Raw genomic sequence first — 15,067 nt, 5'->3', positions numbered from 1 at the left:
GATGAACAACCAACGTCCCCTCGCCGATACTCACGATCACACCATGGATGCCTACTACGGCAGACTCAATGAACACCTCCCACTGAAAACGCGAGCGCGAATTCATTGGATCTGCGCACAGGTAGGCGGCAAAGCGGTAATCGACGCAGGCTGCTCGCTGAGTATCATCCCCGTGCTGCTGGCCCGTGACGGGCATGTAGTCACAGGAGTGGATAACCGCAGCCAGATGATCGAAGAGGCCTGTCACTGGCTGCGCACGGAACCCGAACACGTGCAACGTAACATTGGCTACGTGAACGCAGACTTTATGTCGCTGGATATCCAAGGTGCCGAACCTGACAGCATTGTGATCAGTGATCCCCCCCTCATACAGCTGGACGCCTGGGTAGAAAAGGCCGCGTCAATGCTCAAGGCCAACGGCAAACTGATCATCACCTTGCCCTTCGGAGTGAATGATCCTAACGACCATGACCCTGCGCTTTACCTGCTGGAGCCGTTTCGTCGGTTGAGTACACACCTGCAGGTTATCCAAGTCCAGGCGCTGGACAAATGGGTCGGAATGGTCGCAATCAAGGCCGAACCCGGACCTGCATTGTTGGGGGCCGAGCACATTCGCACGTTGGAGCGCGCTTTCGAGTCAGTCGAGCGCAGCCTGAATGGCAACCTGGCCGCCAGTCGCCAACAACTGGAGCAGATCAGTCAAAAACACTCTGCCGCCACCGACACGATTCACCAGCTAAAAAACGACCTTGCGCAATCCGTCGAGTGCAACGCCGGTCAGCAACGGCAAATACATGCCCTCATTGCCAACCTGCAGCGCGCGGATGCCAAGTGCCTCTTGCTGGAAACCCGCTTGATCAAGACGCGGGCAAGTACTACCTATCAATTGGGTTACCAACTGCGGATGGGGGTGAGCTCGCTCCGTGGCTTCCTTCATTTGCCTGCAGCCTTGTTTAACCTGTACCAGCAAGCCCGCGCGCGTCGAACAGACCGCCCACAGACGTCGCCCACGCCTGATGAAGCGGTCTCGCCCACGGCTCCAGAAGCCTGCCCTTTCCTTGTGTCACCGGCCCCCACGCCCTTGACGGATACCGATGACGCACGCCGTCACCTGCTGATCGCCCCTCATGATGGTGCCAAGCCGTTCAGAATCGCCTGTGTGCTGGACACTTTCACCCATGAGGCCTTCCGGTATGAAAGTGAGCTATTGCAACTGACCCCGGACCAGAGCCTGGCCGAGTTGCAATCATTTCAACCCCACCTGTTGTTTATCGAGTCTGCATGGCGCGGCCAGGATGACCGTTGGCATAACAAGATCACGCAGAACAGCCAGGAACTGCGAAGCCTCTTGAAGTGGTGCAGGGAGTATCAGGTGCCAACCGTCTTCTGGAACAAAGAAGACCCTGTGCATTTCGAGACATTCCTCAGCACCGCCAAGCACTTTGACCACGTGTTCACCACGGATATTGACTGCATCCACCGCTATAAAAGCGCGCTGGGACATGAACGCGTCTACGTGCTGCCCTTTGCCTGCCAACCCGCCGTGCATAATCCGATCGAACTGTATGAGCGCAAAGACGCGTTCTGTTTCGCCGGTGCCTACTACGCCCGATACCCAGAGCGGACCCGCGATCTTGAACACTTCGTCAGAGACCTGCCCCGCTTCCGGCCGCTGGAAATCTTTGACCGCAACTTTGGCAAACCAGAGGCCAACTATCAGTTCCCGGCCGAATATCGGTGCTACATCGCCGGCACCCTGAACACGGCGCAAATGGAGCGGGCGTACAAGGGCTACCGTTATGCGATCAACCTCAACTCAATCAAACATTCACAGTCCATGTTCGCCCGACGCGTATTTGAATTACTTGCGTCCAATACCCTCACGGTCAGCAACTTCTCTCGGGGCCTGCGTGTACTGCTGGGTGACCTGGTGGTCTGCAGCGATAGCAGCCAGGAAGTCCTGCGCCGGCTCAACACGCCCACTGAACACAACAAACTGCGCTTGGCCGGGCTGCGCAAAGTGATGCAGGAACACACCTGCGCCCACCGTTTGCGTTATGTAATGAGCAAGGTGACAGGCTGTTCGCAGGACGTGCCGCTACCAACGATTTGCCTCATTGCTGAAGCCGTCAACGAGGCTCAACTCCATGCGCTCGACGTCCACCTGCGCCGTCAGAACTACCCCCATGTCAAGCTGTACGTCGTGATAACCGCCGACTCAATAAGGCCGTCCGACAGTGCGGCCCCTCAATTACACCTGATTGATCGCACTCAACTCGACACACTCACACTCGGCGAACTGGCAAACGGCGCAGACCTGTTGGGGGTAATGGTTGCCGCAGACTACTATGGCCCCAATTACCTGCTCGACCTTGCCCTGGCAACGCGTTACAGCAAGGCCCAAGTGATCGGCAAGATGGCTCACCATGCTGCAGACGAACGGGGCATTCACCTGAAACACCAGGGACGGGAATACCAATACTGTGCCAGCGGTATGGCCGCACGGCGCGCCTTGATCAAAACGGCCTGCGTGGCAGAGCAGCCCATACACGACTGGCTGGGAAGACTACCGACCCTGACCTTTACACACGTTCAGGCACTGGCAACCGACGCCTTCAACTACTGTGAAAACGCCGCAGACCGCTATCAACAGCAAGCCATTGATGTGGTCAATGACCTTGACCTGTATGCCGGCATCAGCCTCCATCAGCTCCAGCACAACAGCGAAAGAATCCCGGCACTGAGCGTCGAAACCAACAGCCCACAAACCAGCGGCGCGGCGCTCGCAGAACTGTTTGGCCCAATTCGGAGCAAGTTCCTGCACGCGCAGGTCGAAGGTGATACTTGGCATCTCTGCTCATCGCTCGAAGACGCAACCCACGAATATCAGTACGCCCCACAGGAGTTGCGCGTTGCACAACTGATGGAAGCCGACGGCCCATTCCGGTTGCTGCTCGATGCAACGCCAGGTCTCAATCTTCAGTTGGTCGTCCTGTTTCTTGATGCGCAGAAACAGCGCATCAGCCATGTCATGCAACTGGCTAATCGCAACCACACCTGGGATGTCCCACCAGAAACAACTTACCTGCGCCTGGGCTTACGCGCCTATGGCAGCGGCAGTACGACGATCAAGGCCCTGATTCAAGGCCACCGCGATACTCAGCCGCACACACTGCTCGCCAAGGCCAAACATCTGCTACTGACCAATCACTACCCCTCCTATGACGACCTGTACCGCAATGGCTTTATTCACACCCGTGTCACCGCCTATCAGGAACAGGGGCTGCCGCTAGACGTTTTTCGCCTACGCCCAAACGACCCCGTGACTTATCACGAATTTGAAAATGTTGATGTGATCACAGGCCCGGGCAACGCCCTGGCGAAAATGCTCGACTCAGGAAACTACACGTCAGTGCTGGTGCACTTTCTGGACGCGCAAATGTGGGAAATAGTGCGTCCGTACCTGCCTGGCATTCAGGTGTTGGTCTGGGTGCACGGCGCCGAGATCCAACCTTGGTGGCGTAGAGCCTACAACTTCAACGACGACGAGCAATTGCAACTGAGCAAGGCACACAGTGAGCGGCGCATGAGTTTCTGGCGCAATCTGCTGCAACCCATGCCGCCCGGCCTGCAGCTTGTATTCGTGTCCCGCCAGTTTGCCGAGCAGGTGATGGAGGACCTTGGGTTCCGGTTGCCCGAGAGCCAATACCGAATCATCCATAACCCCATCGATACCCGACTGTTTTCTCACTCGGAAAAACCGCTCGAACAGCGCAAGAAAATCCTGTCGATACGCCCCTATGCTTCACGCACCTACGCCAATGACTTGAGTGTCAAAGCCATACAACTGCTGGCGACAAAATCGTGGTTCAACGAGCTTGAGTTCCTGATGGTCGGTGATGGGCCTTTGTTTGAAGAGACACTGGCACCGTTGCGTCAGTACCCGAATGTCAAAATCGAAAAGCGCTATCTGAAACGATCCGAGATCGCTGATTTGCACAAACACTATGGGGTGTTTCTATGCCCCAGCCGAATGGATACCCAAGGGGTATCGCGTGATGAGGCGATGGCTTCGGGCCTGGTCCCGGTGACCCATCGGGTGGGAGCAATCGGCGAATTTGTCGACGACACCTGCGCTTTCCTGTCTGCCCCCGAAAGTTACGTCGGACTCAGTGAGGCGATAGAAACGCTGTTTTTCAACCCGGATATCTTCAAAGCGAAATCGTTAAGTGCACGGCAGCGAGTGCTCATGCAAACAGACATACAACTGATCACAGCGGCTGAACTGAGCCTTATACGAGAAACCTGCGGTGAGCGAACAAGTAAAGGCATTACAACAAAGGATCCTTTCGACCCTCATCTGGTGCGTGCAGTTGGGCCATAACTTAATCAGCATTGCCCCGCGCGCCACTTTGATAGCGCATACCGCACACTTCTGCGCACAAGCGCTGTTGATCATGACCTATTTCCTGCCGATCAAGATCGTCATCCTGCTGGGATCGGAGACCGCCCCCGCCTATTTGCCGCCATTGTTGAAAGGCATTGACAAAACCGACCTGATCATCGCACTCAGTCTGTTGACGGCTATTTTTTATGCAGGCCATCTAAGCGCCGAATTTGTCGCGTCACGTCATTCAAGGGTTGGCGCACGCACCCTCATAAAGCACTGCGCCGACGCTGCGCTGTTAAACACTCAATTGCCTTTAGCGACCCGCGTGTTTTCCAGATTTACGCGGGGCTTGTCGGATGCCCTGTTTGTCCTGATCGTTTTCACCGTATTGCTCTACCTCTACCCGTTCCTCTTGGCCATCAGCCTGACTTATTGTGCCCTCGCCGCTGTCGCCCTCATTACGTTGAACAACCGTAACCAGCGCCTGCGTTCAGTACTGCGCCGTCACCCTCTCACGGTGTCCGACGCGTTCTACTCCACGGGCTTCCTGGTCACATTCAGCTTCATCATTGTGGACTTCCTTTGCCTACCGCCTCCCCATCTGTACATCGCACTTATATCCCTGATTCTCATACGCCAGAGTTTCAGCAGACTCAAAGTTATGACCCAAGACATTCTTTACCTGAACACCCACGCCCCGGCGATAAATCTACTGTTTTTTAGCGCCGCCCCCGTCCGCTGAACACCTTTTAAATCAACTGGAATCATCGCCCGTGTCCCGTATCGCCATGATCGTCTGGAATGAGTTCCGAAATGACGCCCGCGTGTTGAAGCAAGCCCGGACACTTCAGGCGAGCGGTTATCAAGTCACCGTGTTCGCATTGCATACGCCGGGCGTCACTTGTCATGAAGAAGTGCTGCCGGAAGGTATTCGTGTAATACGGGTGGCACGGACTGCGCCATGGCGAGCGACAACCGCTGGAGTTCGCTCATCAAGCGGCTCTTTTGAGCGCGAACAGTCAATGTCGGTGCGACGCCTCCTTTCGCGACTATGGGTACATGCAAGCCTGATGGTGCGGATCACTCTGCATCGCGCTGTTGTTGTGCACGCCCATGACGTCAATACCCTGCCTACTGCGTGGCTGGCAGCCCGGCTCAGCGGTGCCAAGCTGGTGTATGACGCACATGAAGTCAGTACCAGCCGCGAGGGGTATGCTCGCTTTCGAAAGTGGGTGGCCTGTATCGAAGCCACGCTGATGCCCAGGGCCGAGGGCACCATCACCACCACGCAAACCCGCGCCAAGTTTTTTGCCAGGGCCTATGGGATCGCTCGCCTTCTGGTGCTACAGAATCGCCCTTGTTTTAGCCTCAGCGCACCCACTCAGAGGATTCGCAACGAACTGGATTTGCAACACCCCTGGCCCATCGTCATTTATCAGGGTGGCCTTCAACAAGGACGCGGGCTGGAGCGTTTGCTACGCGTATCGGCAACGTTGCAGGGGGCTTATTTCGTCTTGATCGGGGGCGGGAGGCTGACCCAGGACCTAATGAAGTTGAGGGAGGAACTCGGTTTGACTGAGCGCGTGCACTTTATCCCGACCGTTCCACTCGCGGATCTACCCAGCTACACCGCATCCGCCGATATCGGCGTACAACCTATCGAAAATACCTGCCTGAACCACTTCAGCACCGACTCGAACAAACTCTTCGAATATGTCATTGCTGGACTACCCGTGGTGGCAACGAACTTTCCGGAGATTCGCAAGATTATCCGGCCCCACGCGCTCGGGCTGTTGGCAGCAGCAGACTCAGATCAACCACTGCGCACAGAACTCAAGCGACTGATTGATGATCCGTTGCTAAGGCAAACATGTGCTCGAAACGCGAAAATCGCTGCCCGGCATCTAAATTGGGAGCAGCAGGAAATCCAGTTAGTGGCACTGTATCAACGCGTATTGGCCAGGAACGCCGAGGTGCATCCATAACAATGCGTATTCTCTTGTTGAGCTATTACTATCCGCCCGACCTGTCGGCATTTCGCGTCGAGGCGTTGGTCAATGCACTCTTCACTCACGGTGGTGGTGAGGTGGAAATCGACCTGCTGACGACCCAACCGAACCGATACGCCTCCTATGATCCCGAGGGGGATCACCTCCTGCACCAACCGAAGCTTTCGATTACCCGCGTCGACCTGCCCGCCTCTGGATTCAGCGTATGCGGCCAGGCCTGGAGGTTCGCCAAGTATGCTTATGGCGTCCACAAATCAGTCAAGGGCAAACACTATGACGTGATCGTAGCGACCTCCTCCCGACTGATGACGGCTACGTTAGGCGCCTCAATCGCACGCAAGAAACAGACGCCACTCTATCTTGATATTCGAGACATCTTTGTCGATGTGCTGCCTGAACTGTTTCCCGGCGTCCTCGGCAAACTTTTAACGCGACTGTTTTCAGGCGTGGAAAGAATCACCCTCAATCACGCCACGCGGGTCAATCTGGTATCACCTGGCTTTTTGAGTTACTTCTCAGCCCGTTATCCACAAAAGACCTTTTCAACGCACACCAACGGTGTCGATGACCTGTTTATTCAGACCCCCTTCTATCCCGACACTCCCAGCGGTCCGAAAAGCCCATTGAACATTGTTTACGCGGGCAATATAGGGGCGGGCCAAGGCTTGGAGAAAATCCTGCCGGAATTGGCCGAGCGCCTGGCAAACACAGCTCGTTTCTATGTGATCGGCGACGGCAGTACGATGAAGAAATTGAGCGAAACGCTGATCAACAGACACGTCAAGAATGTCGAACTCATTCCCCCCATGCCCCGCCACAGGCTGATTCATTATTATCAGCACGCAGATGTGCTGTTCTTGCACCTCAATAGCTTCAAGGCTTTCCTCAAAGTCATTCCCTCCAAACTGTTTGAATATGCCGCCACCGGGAAGCCAATCCTGGCGGGCCTGGACGGACACTCAAAAGCATTCACCCTCGACCACATCCCCAATGCTTCAGTATTTCCCCCCGGAAACCCCGATGCAGCCGTTGCCGCACTGGCCAGGCTGAAACTGAGCGCCACTGACCGTGGCGCGTTTATCCGGGAGCATTCCCGCAACGCTATCCATCTGCGTATGGCGAACGACATTTTCAATACAGGTAGACTCAAATAAAACAGCGGGGCGGCCGTTCAGCGCGATGATTGGTACAAAATTAAGTTAAATAAACCCCCGCGCCGGCCGATACTCCCTGAAAGCCTTGCGGATTAGAACAACTATGCGTAATAACCAGCCCGTTACCCAGCGCGAGCGAACCTTCCCCGCTCAGCAACGGTTGATCTCCACCACAGACGCCAAGGGCGTGATCACCTACTGCAACGACGCTTTCGTCGAAATCAGTGGGTTCTCCCGTGATGAACTAGTCCGTGCCCCGCACAACCTGGTGCGCCACCCGGATGTTCCGGCGGCTGTGTTCGCGCATATGTGGTCCACGCTCAAGCAAGGCTTGCCATGGATGGGCATCGTCAAGAACCGCTGCAAGACGGGCGATCACTACTGGGTGAACGCCTATGTGATACCGGTCTTTGACGGCAACCAGGTGGTCGGCTACGAATCGGTGCGCATCAAGCCCACCGCGGAGCAGATCCGCCGGGCCGAAGCGCTCTACCAACGCATCAATCAGGGCAAGTCGGCCATTCCCCGGCGTGACAAGTGGCTGCCGGTGATGCAGGACTGGCTGCCGTTTATCCTGGTGAGCCAGCTGAGCTTCATGATCGGTGCTTCGCTCAACTCCCACTGGGGCTTTGCGTTGGCCGCCGGGCTGTCGGTGCCGCTGGGCCTGCTGGGCCTGAGCTGGCAACAGCGCGGCCTCAAGCGCCTGCTGCGCCTGGCTGAGCAGACCACCTCCGACCCGTTGATCGCACAGATGTATACCGACAGCCGCGGCGCTCAAGCGCGCCTGGAGATGTCGATCCTTAGCCAGGAGGCGCGTCTGAAGACCTGCCTCACACGTTTGCAGGACACCGCCGAGCACCTGAACGATCAGGCCGCGCAGTCCAATACCCTTGCGCACAACAGCTCCAGCGGCCTGGAACGTCAGCGCGTGGAAACCGAACAAGTGGCCACGGCGGTCAACCAGATGGCGGCGACCACCCAGGAAGTGGCCAGCCATGTGCAGCGCACGGCGGATGCGACCCAGGAAGCCAATCGACTGACCGGCCGCGGTCGCGATATCGCCGGGGAAACCCGCGAGGCGATTCAGCGTCTGTCGGTTGCCGTCGGTGAGACGGGCGTGACCGTCACCCAACTGGCCAAAGACAGCGACGAAATCGGCGGCGTGGTCGACGTGATCAAAGGCATTGCCGACCAGACCAACCTGCTGGCGCTCAACGCCGCGATCGAAGCGGCCCGCGCCGGTGAGATGGGTCGTGGTTTCGCGGTAGTGGCCGACGAAGTCCGCCAATTGGCGCAACGCACCGCTGAATCGACCGGGCAGATCCATACGCTGATCGCCAAACTGCAGCAGACCGCAGCTGCCGCCGTACAAACCATGGACGCAGGGCATCGCCAGGCCGAAGAAGGCGTTGCGAAGGTGATGGAGGCGGATCAGGCGTTGGTGGGCATCAGCGAAGCGGTGGCCAACATCACCGACATGACCACCCAGATCGCAGCAGCCACCGAAGAGCAAAGCTCGGTGGCCGAAGAGATCAGCCGCAATATCAGCACCATTGCGCTGTTGGCGGATCAAACCTCAGAGCAAGCACTGAACTCGGCGCAATTGAGTGAAGAGCTGACGCGTACGGCGAATACTCAGTATTCGCTGGTAGAAAGGTTCAACCGCTAGCACTCAATTCGCTGACACCGGCACGACTGAGGGTACCAACTTATGTTCGGGGCAACACGATTTGTAAATGATCGTGATGCTCCCGACACTGAATAAGTTTATAACCTGGAGAACGTCTCAAGCATTTGCGCATGAGATGAAAAAGCTGAAACACCATACTCATGCGTGTAATACAAACGCTTGTTCTGCGCCGAAAAATTACCCCCATGGCGGTTATAAGAAAAACTCGGGCTATTTTCAGCAGTTTCGACATACATCACATCCGCGCGATCTCGATCAACCTCTTCAAAACGCTCAGTAATACTAAAAGCACTCCGTGGATAGGCCCCGATCGACACCGAAAACTTACACCCCGTCATCACTCTGGAAAATTCTACATCTGCAACTTCAACCTTGCCATTGGCCAGAAAATACGAAACAAAGATCCGTTTCATCCCCACAATGACAGTCAAGCGTTTATCAGTCAGTACACTGGCGTGTTCAAGCGCCAAGCGTTGAATCGAATCAAAGTGCCGAGCCGTTATAAAATCATCATCGTCCAGTGCGAGCCGCACCACGACACATTTCTCCAACTCCCGCGCCGGAAAAAATCCTGATTTTTCAAGCGCTGCAGAAAAAAGCCGGTCTCGATGCTCCGGAAATGTAGAGTTAGGCCGACGGACCCGGTCTATATGGACCTCGTGTTCATTTCCGTATCCATCTTTGGGATGCGAGTAGATATTAATATAGACCTTTGAACCTAACCCAACACGCTCTATGACACGTCTGATCGCATCAATCGCTTGTCCCTTATCACTAGAGACATGAACAAACCAAATGAAATTACTGTAATTTTGCGAACTGACGCAGTAAATCAATCCTACAAAATAACTCAAGTAACGATTCAATACATCTGCATTCGTTTCGGTGTCGCAAAACACGGTTTCAATAACAATCAATGGAATAGCCAGACTGACTGTTGCTCGATAGTCACTGGACACCCACTTAAAAGCTGCGTGATTGAAACTATTGCACTGGGCAATCACCCTGCTGATTTTACTCAACGAACCGATGTTAAACGAATAGATTTCGGCTACTCCAGACTGCATAAACCTCAGCGCAGCCTTGAAATATGCAGCTTCAGGAGGAATTTCAATCTTTCCCGATTGATTTGCCGGAGAAGAACCGGATGCCAGCTTCTTGTTATCAGCATCAAAAAACACCAACACCGCAGTCAATGAAATATTCGACTGTGCGCTTAAAAAAACAAAGCAGTCGTCAGCATCGCAATGCAGGTCATCTACCGAAAGCACATCAGAATACAAGTAAGTATGAACGCCCTCTTCAAGCCTGGACGTACAGATCAACACATCATTGCTAAGAGAAACTTCTACCTCTTTGCTGGTCTTTCCTGAGAAAAGCTCAATCATGCCGCCCTCCTTTTTTAGATTTTTAGCCGCATTGAGTCGGACCATCGCCGCACTGAATAAATGAGCACTTTTAGGCAGGCGTGCCCTCTGTGAAACCCTAACAGGCATGGAGAAACCCGGCCACCCTCCGCGCCGCCGCCTCCAAATGCTGCTCATGGCTGAACCCCGACGCCTTCAACGGCTTCAGATCATGATCCCCCGCCACCAACCACATCACCTCAATGCCCGGCGCTAACGCATACCCCTGCACCGCCGCCCGATTGCCCAGTGCATCGCGCTCCCCCTGGACGATCAGCGTCGGCGTCTTCAGCCCGGCCAGGTGCTCGACCCGGGGCTTTTCCGGCTTGCCCACCGCATAGAACGGATAGCCCAGGCAGACCAGCCCATCGGCGCCCAATTCGTCCGCCAGCAAACTGGCCATGCGCCCGCCCATGGACTTGCCGCCAATGGCCAGTTTCCCAGCGACATGGCGTCGCACTTGGGCATACACCTCGCGCCACCGCTCTAACAGTTTCGGTGCCGGGTTCGGGGGGCGTTTGCCTGCGTCCACGCGACGCTGGGCCATGTAGGGAAACTCGAAGCGCAACACGTTGACGCCACGCGCAGCAAGGCGTGCAGCCATATCGTTCATGAAGGATGAGTCCATCGGTGCGCCCGCGCCGTGGGCCAGGATCAGGGTGACCGGTGGACGCCCATCGGCGCCCGACGCAGCATCCCACAACCAGCCATGTTCCCGCACACACCGCGCCCATTGATCCCCGTCAATACTGGCCTTGTGCTCTTTGCCCATGCTTGCCTCGCTATTTAGTCTGCCTATAACTCCAGCCCAAGTGTCGCACTTGCTTGGGTTGAACCGTGGATGGGGAACCATGAACACAACATTAAGCACCGCCTATAACTACAAGGTGGTCCGCCAATTCGCCATTATGACGGTGGTGTGGGGCATCGTCGGCATGGGGCTCGGGGTTTTTCTCGCAGCCCAATTGGTGTGGCCTGCACTCAACTTTGACTTGCCTTGGACCAGCTTCGGCCGCTTGCGCCCGCTGCACACCAACGCGGTGATCTTCGCCTTCGGGGGTTGTGCGCTGTTTGCCAGCTCCTTCTACTCGGTGCAGCGCACCTGCCAGACGCAACTGTTCGCGCCGAAAATCGCCCAGTTCTGCTTCTGGGGCTGGCAACTGGTCATTGTCCTGGCAGCGATCACCTTGCCGCTGGGTTACACCAGTTCCAAGGAGTACGCCGAGCTGGAATGGCCGATCGATATCCTGATCACCATCGTCTGGGTCGCCTACGCCATCGTGTTTTTCGGCACAGTGGCCAAGCGCAACACCAAACACATCTACGTCGGTAACTGGTTCTTCGGTGCGTTCATCATCACCGTGGCCATCCTGCACCTCGTCAACAACATGGAAATCCCGGTCAGCCTGACCAAGTCCTACTCGCTGTACGGCGGTGCGACGGATGCCATGGTGCAGTGGTGGTATGGGCATAACGCTGTAGGTTTCTTCCTGACCGCTGGCTTCCTGGGGATGATGTACTACTTCGTACCCAAGCAAGCCGAACGTCCGGTGTATTCCTATCGCCTGTCCATCGTGCACTTCTGGGCGCTGATCACCCTGTACATCTGGGCCGGTCCTCACCACCTGCACTACACCGCGCTGCCGGATTGGGCGCAGTCGTTGGGCATGGTGATGTCGCTGGTGCTGTTGGCTCCAAGCTGGGGCGGCATGATCAACGGCATGATGACCCTGTCGGGCGCCTGGCATAAGTTGCGCAGCGACCCGATCCTGCGCTTCCTGGTGGTCTCGCTGGCGTTCTACGGCATGTCGACCTTCGAAGGGCCGATGATGGCGATCAAGACCGTCAACTCGCTGTCCCACTACACCGACTGGACCATCGGCCACGTACACGCCGGCGCGCTCGGCTGGGTGGCGATGATCTCCATCGGCGCGCTGTACCACATGATCCCGAAAGTCTTCGGTCGCCAGCAGATGTACAGCGTCGGCCTGATCAACGCGCACTTCTGGTTGGCCACTATCGGCACCGTGCTCTACATCGCCTCGATGTGGGTCAACGGCATCGCCCAGGGCCTGATGTGGCGTGCAATCAACGAGGACGGCACCTTGACCTACTCCTTCGTCGAAACCCTGGTGGCCAGCCACCCAGGCTTCATCGTGCGGTTGGTCGGCGGCGCAATCTTCCTCAGCGGCATGCTCCTGATGGCTTACAACACTTGGCGCACCGTGCGTTCGGCACAACCTGTCGAAGACGCCCCTGTCGCGCAAATGGCCTGAGGAGTCAGTGATGAAACACGAAACGATTGAAAAGAACGTCGGCCTGCTGATGCTGCTCATGGTGCTCGCCGTGAGCATCGGCGGCCTGACCCAGATCGTCCCACTGTTCTTCCAGGACGTGACCAACAAGCCGGTCGAAGGCATGAAGCCCTACACCGCGCTGCAACTGGAAGGCCGTGACATCTACATCCGCGAAGGCTGCGTACAGTGCCACTCGCAGATGATCCGTCCGTTCCGCGCCGAAACCGAACGCTATGGCCACTACTCGGTCGCCGGCGAAAGCGTGTGGGACCATCCGTTCCTGTGGGGCTCCAAGCGCACCGGTCCGGACCTCGCACGCGTCGGCGCACGTTACTCGGACGACTGGCACCGCGCGCACTTGTACAACCCGCGCAACGTAGTGCCTGAGTCGAAAATGCCGGCCTACCCATGGCTGGTCACCGCCGCGGTCGACAGCAGCCACACCGAGACCAAGTTGAAAGTGATGCGCACCCTTGGCGTGCCGTACACCGACGACGACATCAGTGGCGCCGTCGCCAGCCTCAAGGGCAAGACCGAGATGGACGCGCTGGTTTCGTACCTGCAAGTGCTCGGCACCGCCATCAAGAGCAAGAGGTGAGCCATGGGATTTGAATTCGATGCGGGCACCATCCGCGGCCTCGGCACCCTGGTGGTTGCCATCGCCTTTATCGGCCTGTCGCTGTGGGTGTTCAACAACCGGCGCAATGCGGAATTCGAGCAGGCGCGCCTGCTGCCCTTCGCCGACGAACCCACTCCATCCGACGCTCAAGAAGAGCCTGTAACAAGGAGCAACCGGCCATGACTACCTTTTGGAGTACATGGATCTGCGTACTGACCCTCGGCAGCCTGATCGGCCTGACCTGGCTCTTGATCGGCACCCGCAAGGGCGAGACCAAGGGCAGTGTCGACCAGACCATGGGCCACGCCTTCGATGGCATTGAGGAATACGACAACCCGCTGCCCCAGTGGTGGTTCATGCTGTTCGCCGGCACCCTGGTGTTTGCGGTCGGCTACCTGATCCTCTACCCGGGCCTGGGTAACTGGAAAGGCGTGCTGCCGGGCTATGAAGACGGTTGGACGTCGGCCAAAGAGTGGGAAAAGGAGATGGCCAAGGCTGACACCAAGTTCGGGCCGATCTTCGCCAAATTCTCGGCCATGCCGGTGGAAGAAGTCGCCAAAGACCCGCAAGCGCTGAAAATGGGCGGTCGCCTGTTTGCCTCCAACTGCGCGGTGTGCCACGGCTCCGATGCCAAGGGCGCCTTTGGCTTCCCGAACCTGGCCGACAATATCTGGCGCTGGGGCGGCTCGGCCGACACGATCAAGACCACCATCATGAACGGTCGCCACGCGGCGATGCCGGCCTGGGGTGAAATGCTCGGCGACGAGGGCGTCAAAAACGTCGCCGCTTATGTCCGTCACGATCTGGCCAAACTGCCCTTGCCGGCTGACAACACCGCCGACCTGGCCGCAGGCCAAACCACCTTCAACACCATGTGTGTAGCCTGCCACGGTCCGCAAGGCCACGGCACTGAAGCCATGGGCGCGCCGAACCTGACGCTGCCAGCCGGCTTCATCTATGGCACCAGTCTGGCGCAGTTGCAGCAGACTATCCGCTATGGCCGCCAAGGTCAGATGCCGGCGCAGGAAGTGTTGCAAGGCAATGACAAGGTGCACTTGCTCGCCGCCTACGTTTACAGCCTTTCCCATAACGCTGATGGCGCAATGCCAGAAAGCCAGGCTCAGTAACCGCTGACTGCCGCCCCGCTCCGGGGCGGCAACTCTCCTTGCTCCCTCGCCACCGATTCATCGCTCGCGCTTGACTGAACCGCCCCTCCTGCGCGACCGAGTGTCGCACCCCCTCTAAAGCACAACTTTCCCCTCCTGCCATTCAGGTCTACGCTTGCTTGCACAGCGGACTGATCCTGGCGTACGCAACGACAGTCGTTGCGACCCTGAATTTTCCTGTCCACTCGATCAGCTTTTGATTTCGGATTTTGTCCTTACGCAAAACAGGGAAAGGGCGCAGAATCTGGCGTGGAACGTATTGATACAGGTCAGTCATTGCGTTGCAATGACCCCTTGCTTTCTACATACTTGCGGCCGATTTGACCTATAAAAAAA

11 protein-coding genes are annotated in these 15,067 nt (G+C 56.9%); 9 read left to right on the top strand and 2 right to left on the bottom strand.

The features are described from left to right. Position 1 precedes the first annotated feature (1 nt). From ACLH0J_RS12465 to ACLH0J_RS12445, 5 genes are all read left to right on the top strand, one after another. On the top strand, positions 2 to 4,384 hold the full coding sequence (locus tag ACLH0J_RS12465) for a glycosyltransferase (protein WP_411392190.1): 4,383 nt from the start codon (positions 2 to 4) through the stop codon (positions 4,382 to 4,384). Continuing rightward, a complete protein-coding gene (locus ACLH0J_RS12460; protein WP_411392189.1) occupies positions 4,311 to 5,132 on the top strand; it encodes a hypothetical protein in 822 nt (273 codons plus the stop codon). The genes ACLH0J_RS12465 and ACLH0J_RS12460 overlap by 74 nt, the downstream gene beginning before the upstream one ends. A gap of 31 nt (positions 5,133 to 5,163) precedes the next feature. Beyond that, entirely contained in the window at positions 5,164 to 6,375 is a 1,212-nt protein-coding gene (locus ACLH0J_RS12455) for a glycosyltransferase family 4 protein (protein WP_411392188.1), read from the top strand. A gap of 2 nt (positions 6,376 to 6,377) precedes the next feature. Next, positions 6,378 to 7,553 carry a glycosyltransferase family 4 protein gene (locus ACLH0J_RS12450; protein WP_411392187.1) on the top strand — a complete coding sequence of 392 codons (1,176 nt, stop codon included), beginning with the start codon at positions 6,378 to 6,380 and terminating at the stop codon, positions 7,551 to 7,553. A gap of 103 nt (positions 7,554 to 7,656) precedes the next feature. Further along, complete coding sequence (locus ACLH0J_RS12445; RefSeq protein ID WP_411392186.1) at positions 7,657 to 9,222, top strand: methyl-accepting chemotaxis protein; 1,566 nt, start codon at positions 7,657 to 7,659, stop codon at positions 9,220 to 9,222. Positions 9,223 to 9,320: 98 nt separating this feature from the next. Here ACLH0J_RS12445 and ACLH0J_RS12440 read toward each other — a convergent pair whose 3' ends face one another. Both ACLH0J_RS12440 and ACLH0J_RS12435 read right to left on the bottom strand, forming a co-directional pair. Continuing rightward, positions 9,321 to 10,787 (bottom strand): hypothetical protein, encoded by a 1,467-nt coding sequence (locus tag ACLH0J_RS12440; RefSeq protein ID WP_411392185.1) that lies wholly within the window; start codon positions 10,785 to 10,787, stop codon positions 9,321 to 9,323. Then, positions 10,729 to 11,421, bottom strand: coding sequence for an alpha/beta family hydrolase (locus ACLH0J_RS12435; RefSeq protein ID WP_411392184.1), 693 nt, complete (start codon positions 11,419 to 11,421; stop codon positions 10,729 to 10,731). The genes ACLH0J_RS12440 and ACLH0J_RS12435 overlap by 59 nt, the downstream gene beginning before the upstream one ends. A gap of 79 nt (positions 11,422 to 11,500) precedes the next feature. Here ACLH0J_RS12435 and ccoN point away from each other — a divergent pair, with 79 nt between their 5' ends. Genes ccoN through ccoP form a run of 4 tightly spaced genes read left to right on the top strand, consistent with a single transcriptional unit; the run spans position 11,501 to position 14,692 of the window. Continuing rightward, positions 11,501 to 12,925, top strand: a complete 1,425-nt coding sequence (gene ccoN, locus ACLH0J_RS12430) for a cytochrome-c oxidase, cbb3-type subunit I (RefSeq protein ID WP_411392183.1) — start codon at positions 11,501 to 11,503, stop codon at positions 12,923 to 12,925. 10 nt (positions 12,926 to 12,935) lie between these two features. Continuing rightward, entirely contained in the window at positions 12,936 to 13,544 is a 609-nt protein-coding gene (ccoO, locus tag ACLH0J_RS12425) for a cytochrome-c oxidase, cbb3-type subunit II (protein WP_017735321.1), read from the top strand. A gap of 3 nt (positions 13,545 to 13,547) precedes the next feature. Continuing rightward, entirely contained in the window at positions 13,548 to 13,748 is a 201-nt protein-coding gene (locus ACLH0J_RS12420) for a cbb3-type cytochrome oxidase subunit 3 (protein ID WP_411392182.1), read from the top strand. After that, on the top strand, positions 13,745 to 14,692 hold the full coding sequence (ccoP, locus tag ACLH0J_RS12415) for a cytochrome-c oxidase, cbb3-type subunit III (RefSeq protein WP_411392181.1): 948 nt from the start codon (positions 13,745 to 13,747) through the stop codon (positions 14,690 to 14,692). The genes ACLH0J_RS12420 and ccoP overlap by 4 nt, the downstream gene beginning before the upstream one ends. Positions 14,693 to 15,067 lie beyond the last annotated feature (375 nt).

Origin of the sequence: Pseudomonas sp. MPB23 (assembly GCF_046605395.1) — a bacterium.
Taxonomy (GTDB): domain Bacteria; phylum Pseudomonadota; class Gammaproteobacteria; order Pseudomonadales; family Pseudomonadaceae; genus Aquipseudomonas.
Note: the sequence above shows the minus strand (reverse complement) of the source record. Positions and strands in the feature narration are given on the sequence as shown.

Excerpts from the sequence above, each read along its gene's own strand:
- ACLH0J_RS12445 (WP_411392186.1), top strand. The coding sequence starts at position 7,657 with ATGCGTAATAACCAGCCCGTTACCCAGCGCGAGCGAACCTTCCCCGCT.
- ccoP (WP_411392181.1), top strand. The coding sequence starts at position 13,745 with ATGACTACCTTTTGGAGTACATGGATCTGCGTACTGACCCTCGGCAGC.
- ACLH0J_RS12465 (WP_411392190.1), top strand. The coding sequence starts at position 2 with ATGAACAACCAACGTCCCCTCGCCGATACTCACGATCACACCATGGAT.
- ccoO (WP_017735321.1), top strand. The coding sequence starts at position 12,936 with ATGAAACACGAAACGATTGAAAAGAACGTCGGCCTGCTGATGCTGCTC.
- ccoN (WP_411392183.1), top strand. The coding sequence starts at position 11,501 with ATGAACACAACATTAAGCACCGCCTATAACTACAAGGTGGTCCGCCAA.
- ACLH0J_RS12450 (WP_411392187.1), top strand. The coding sequence starts at position 6,378 with ATGCGTATTCTCTTGTTGAGCTATTACTATCCGCCCGACCTGTCGGCA.
- ACLH0J_RS12440 (WP_411392185.1), bottom strand. The coding sequence starts at position 10,787 with ATGAGCAGCATTTGGAGGCGGCGGCGCGGAGGGTGGCCGGGTTTCTCC.
- ACLH0J_RS12420 (WP_411392182.1), top strand. The coding sequence starts at position 13,548 with ATGGGATTTGAATTCGATGCGGGCACCATCCGCGGCCTCGGCACCCTG.
- ACLH0J_RS12435 (WP_411392184.1), bottom strand. The coding sequence starts at position 11,421 with ATGGGCAAAGAGCACAAGGCCAGTATTGACGGGGATCAATGGGCGCGG.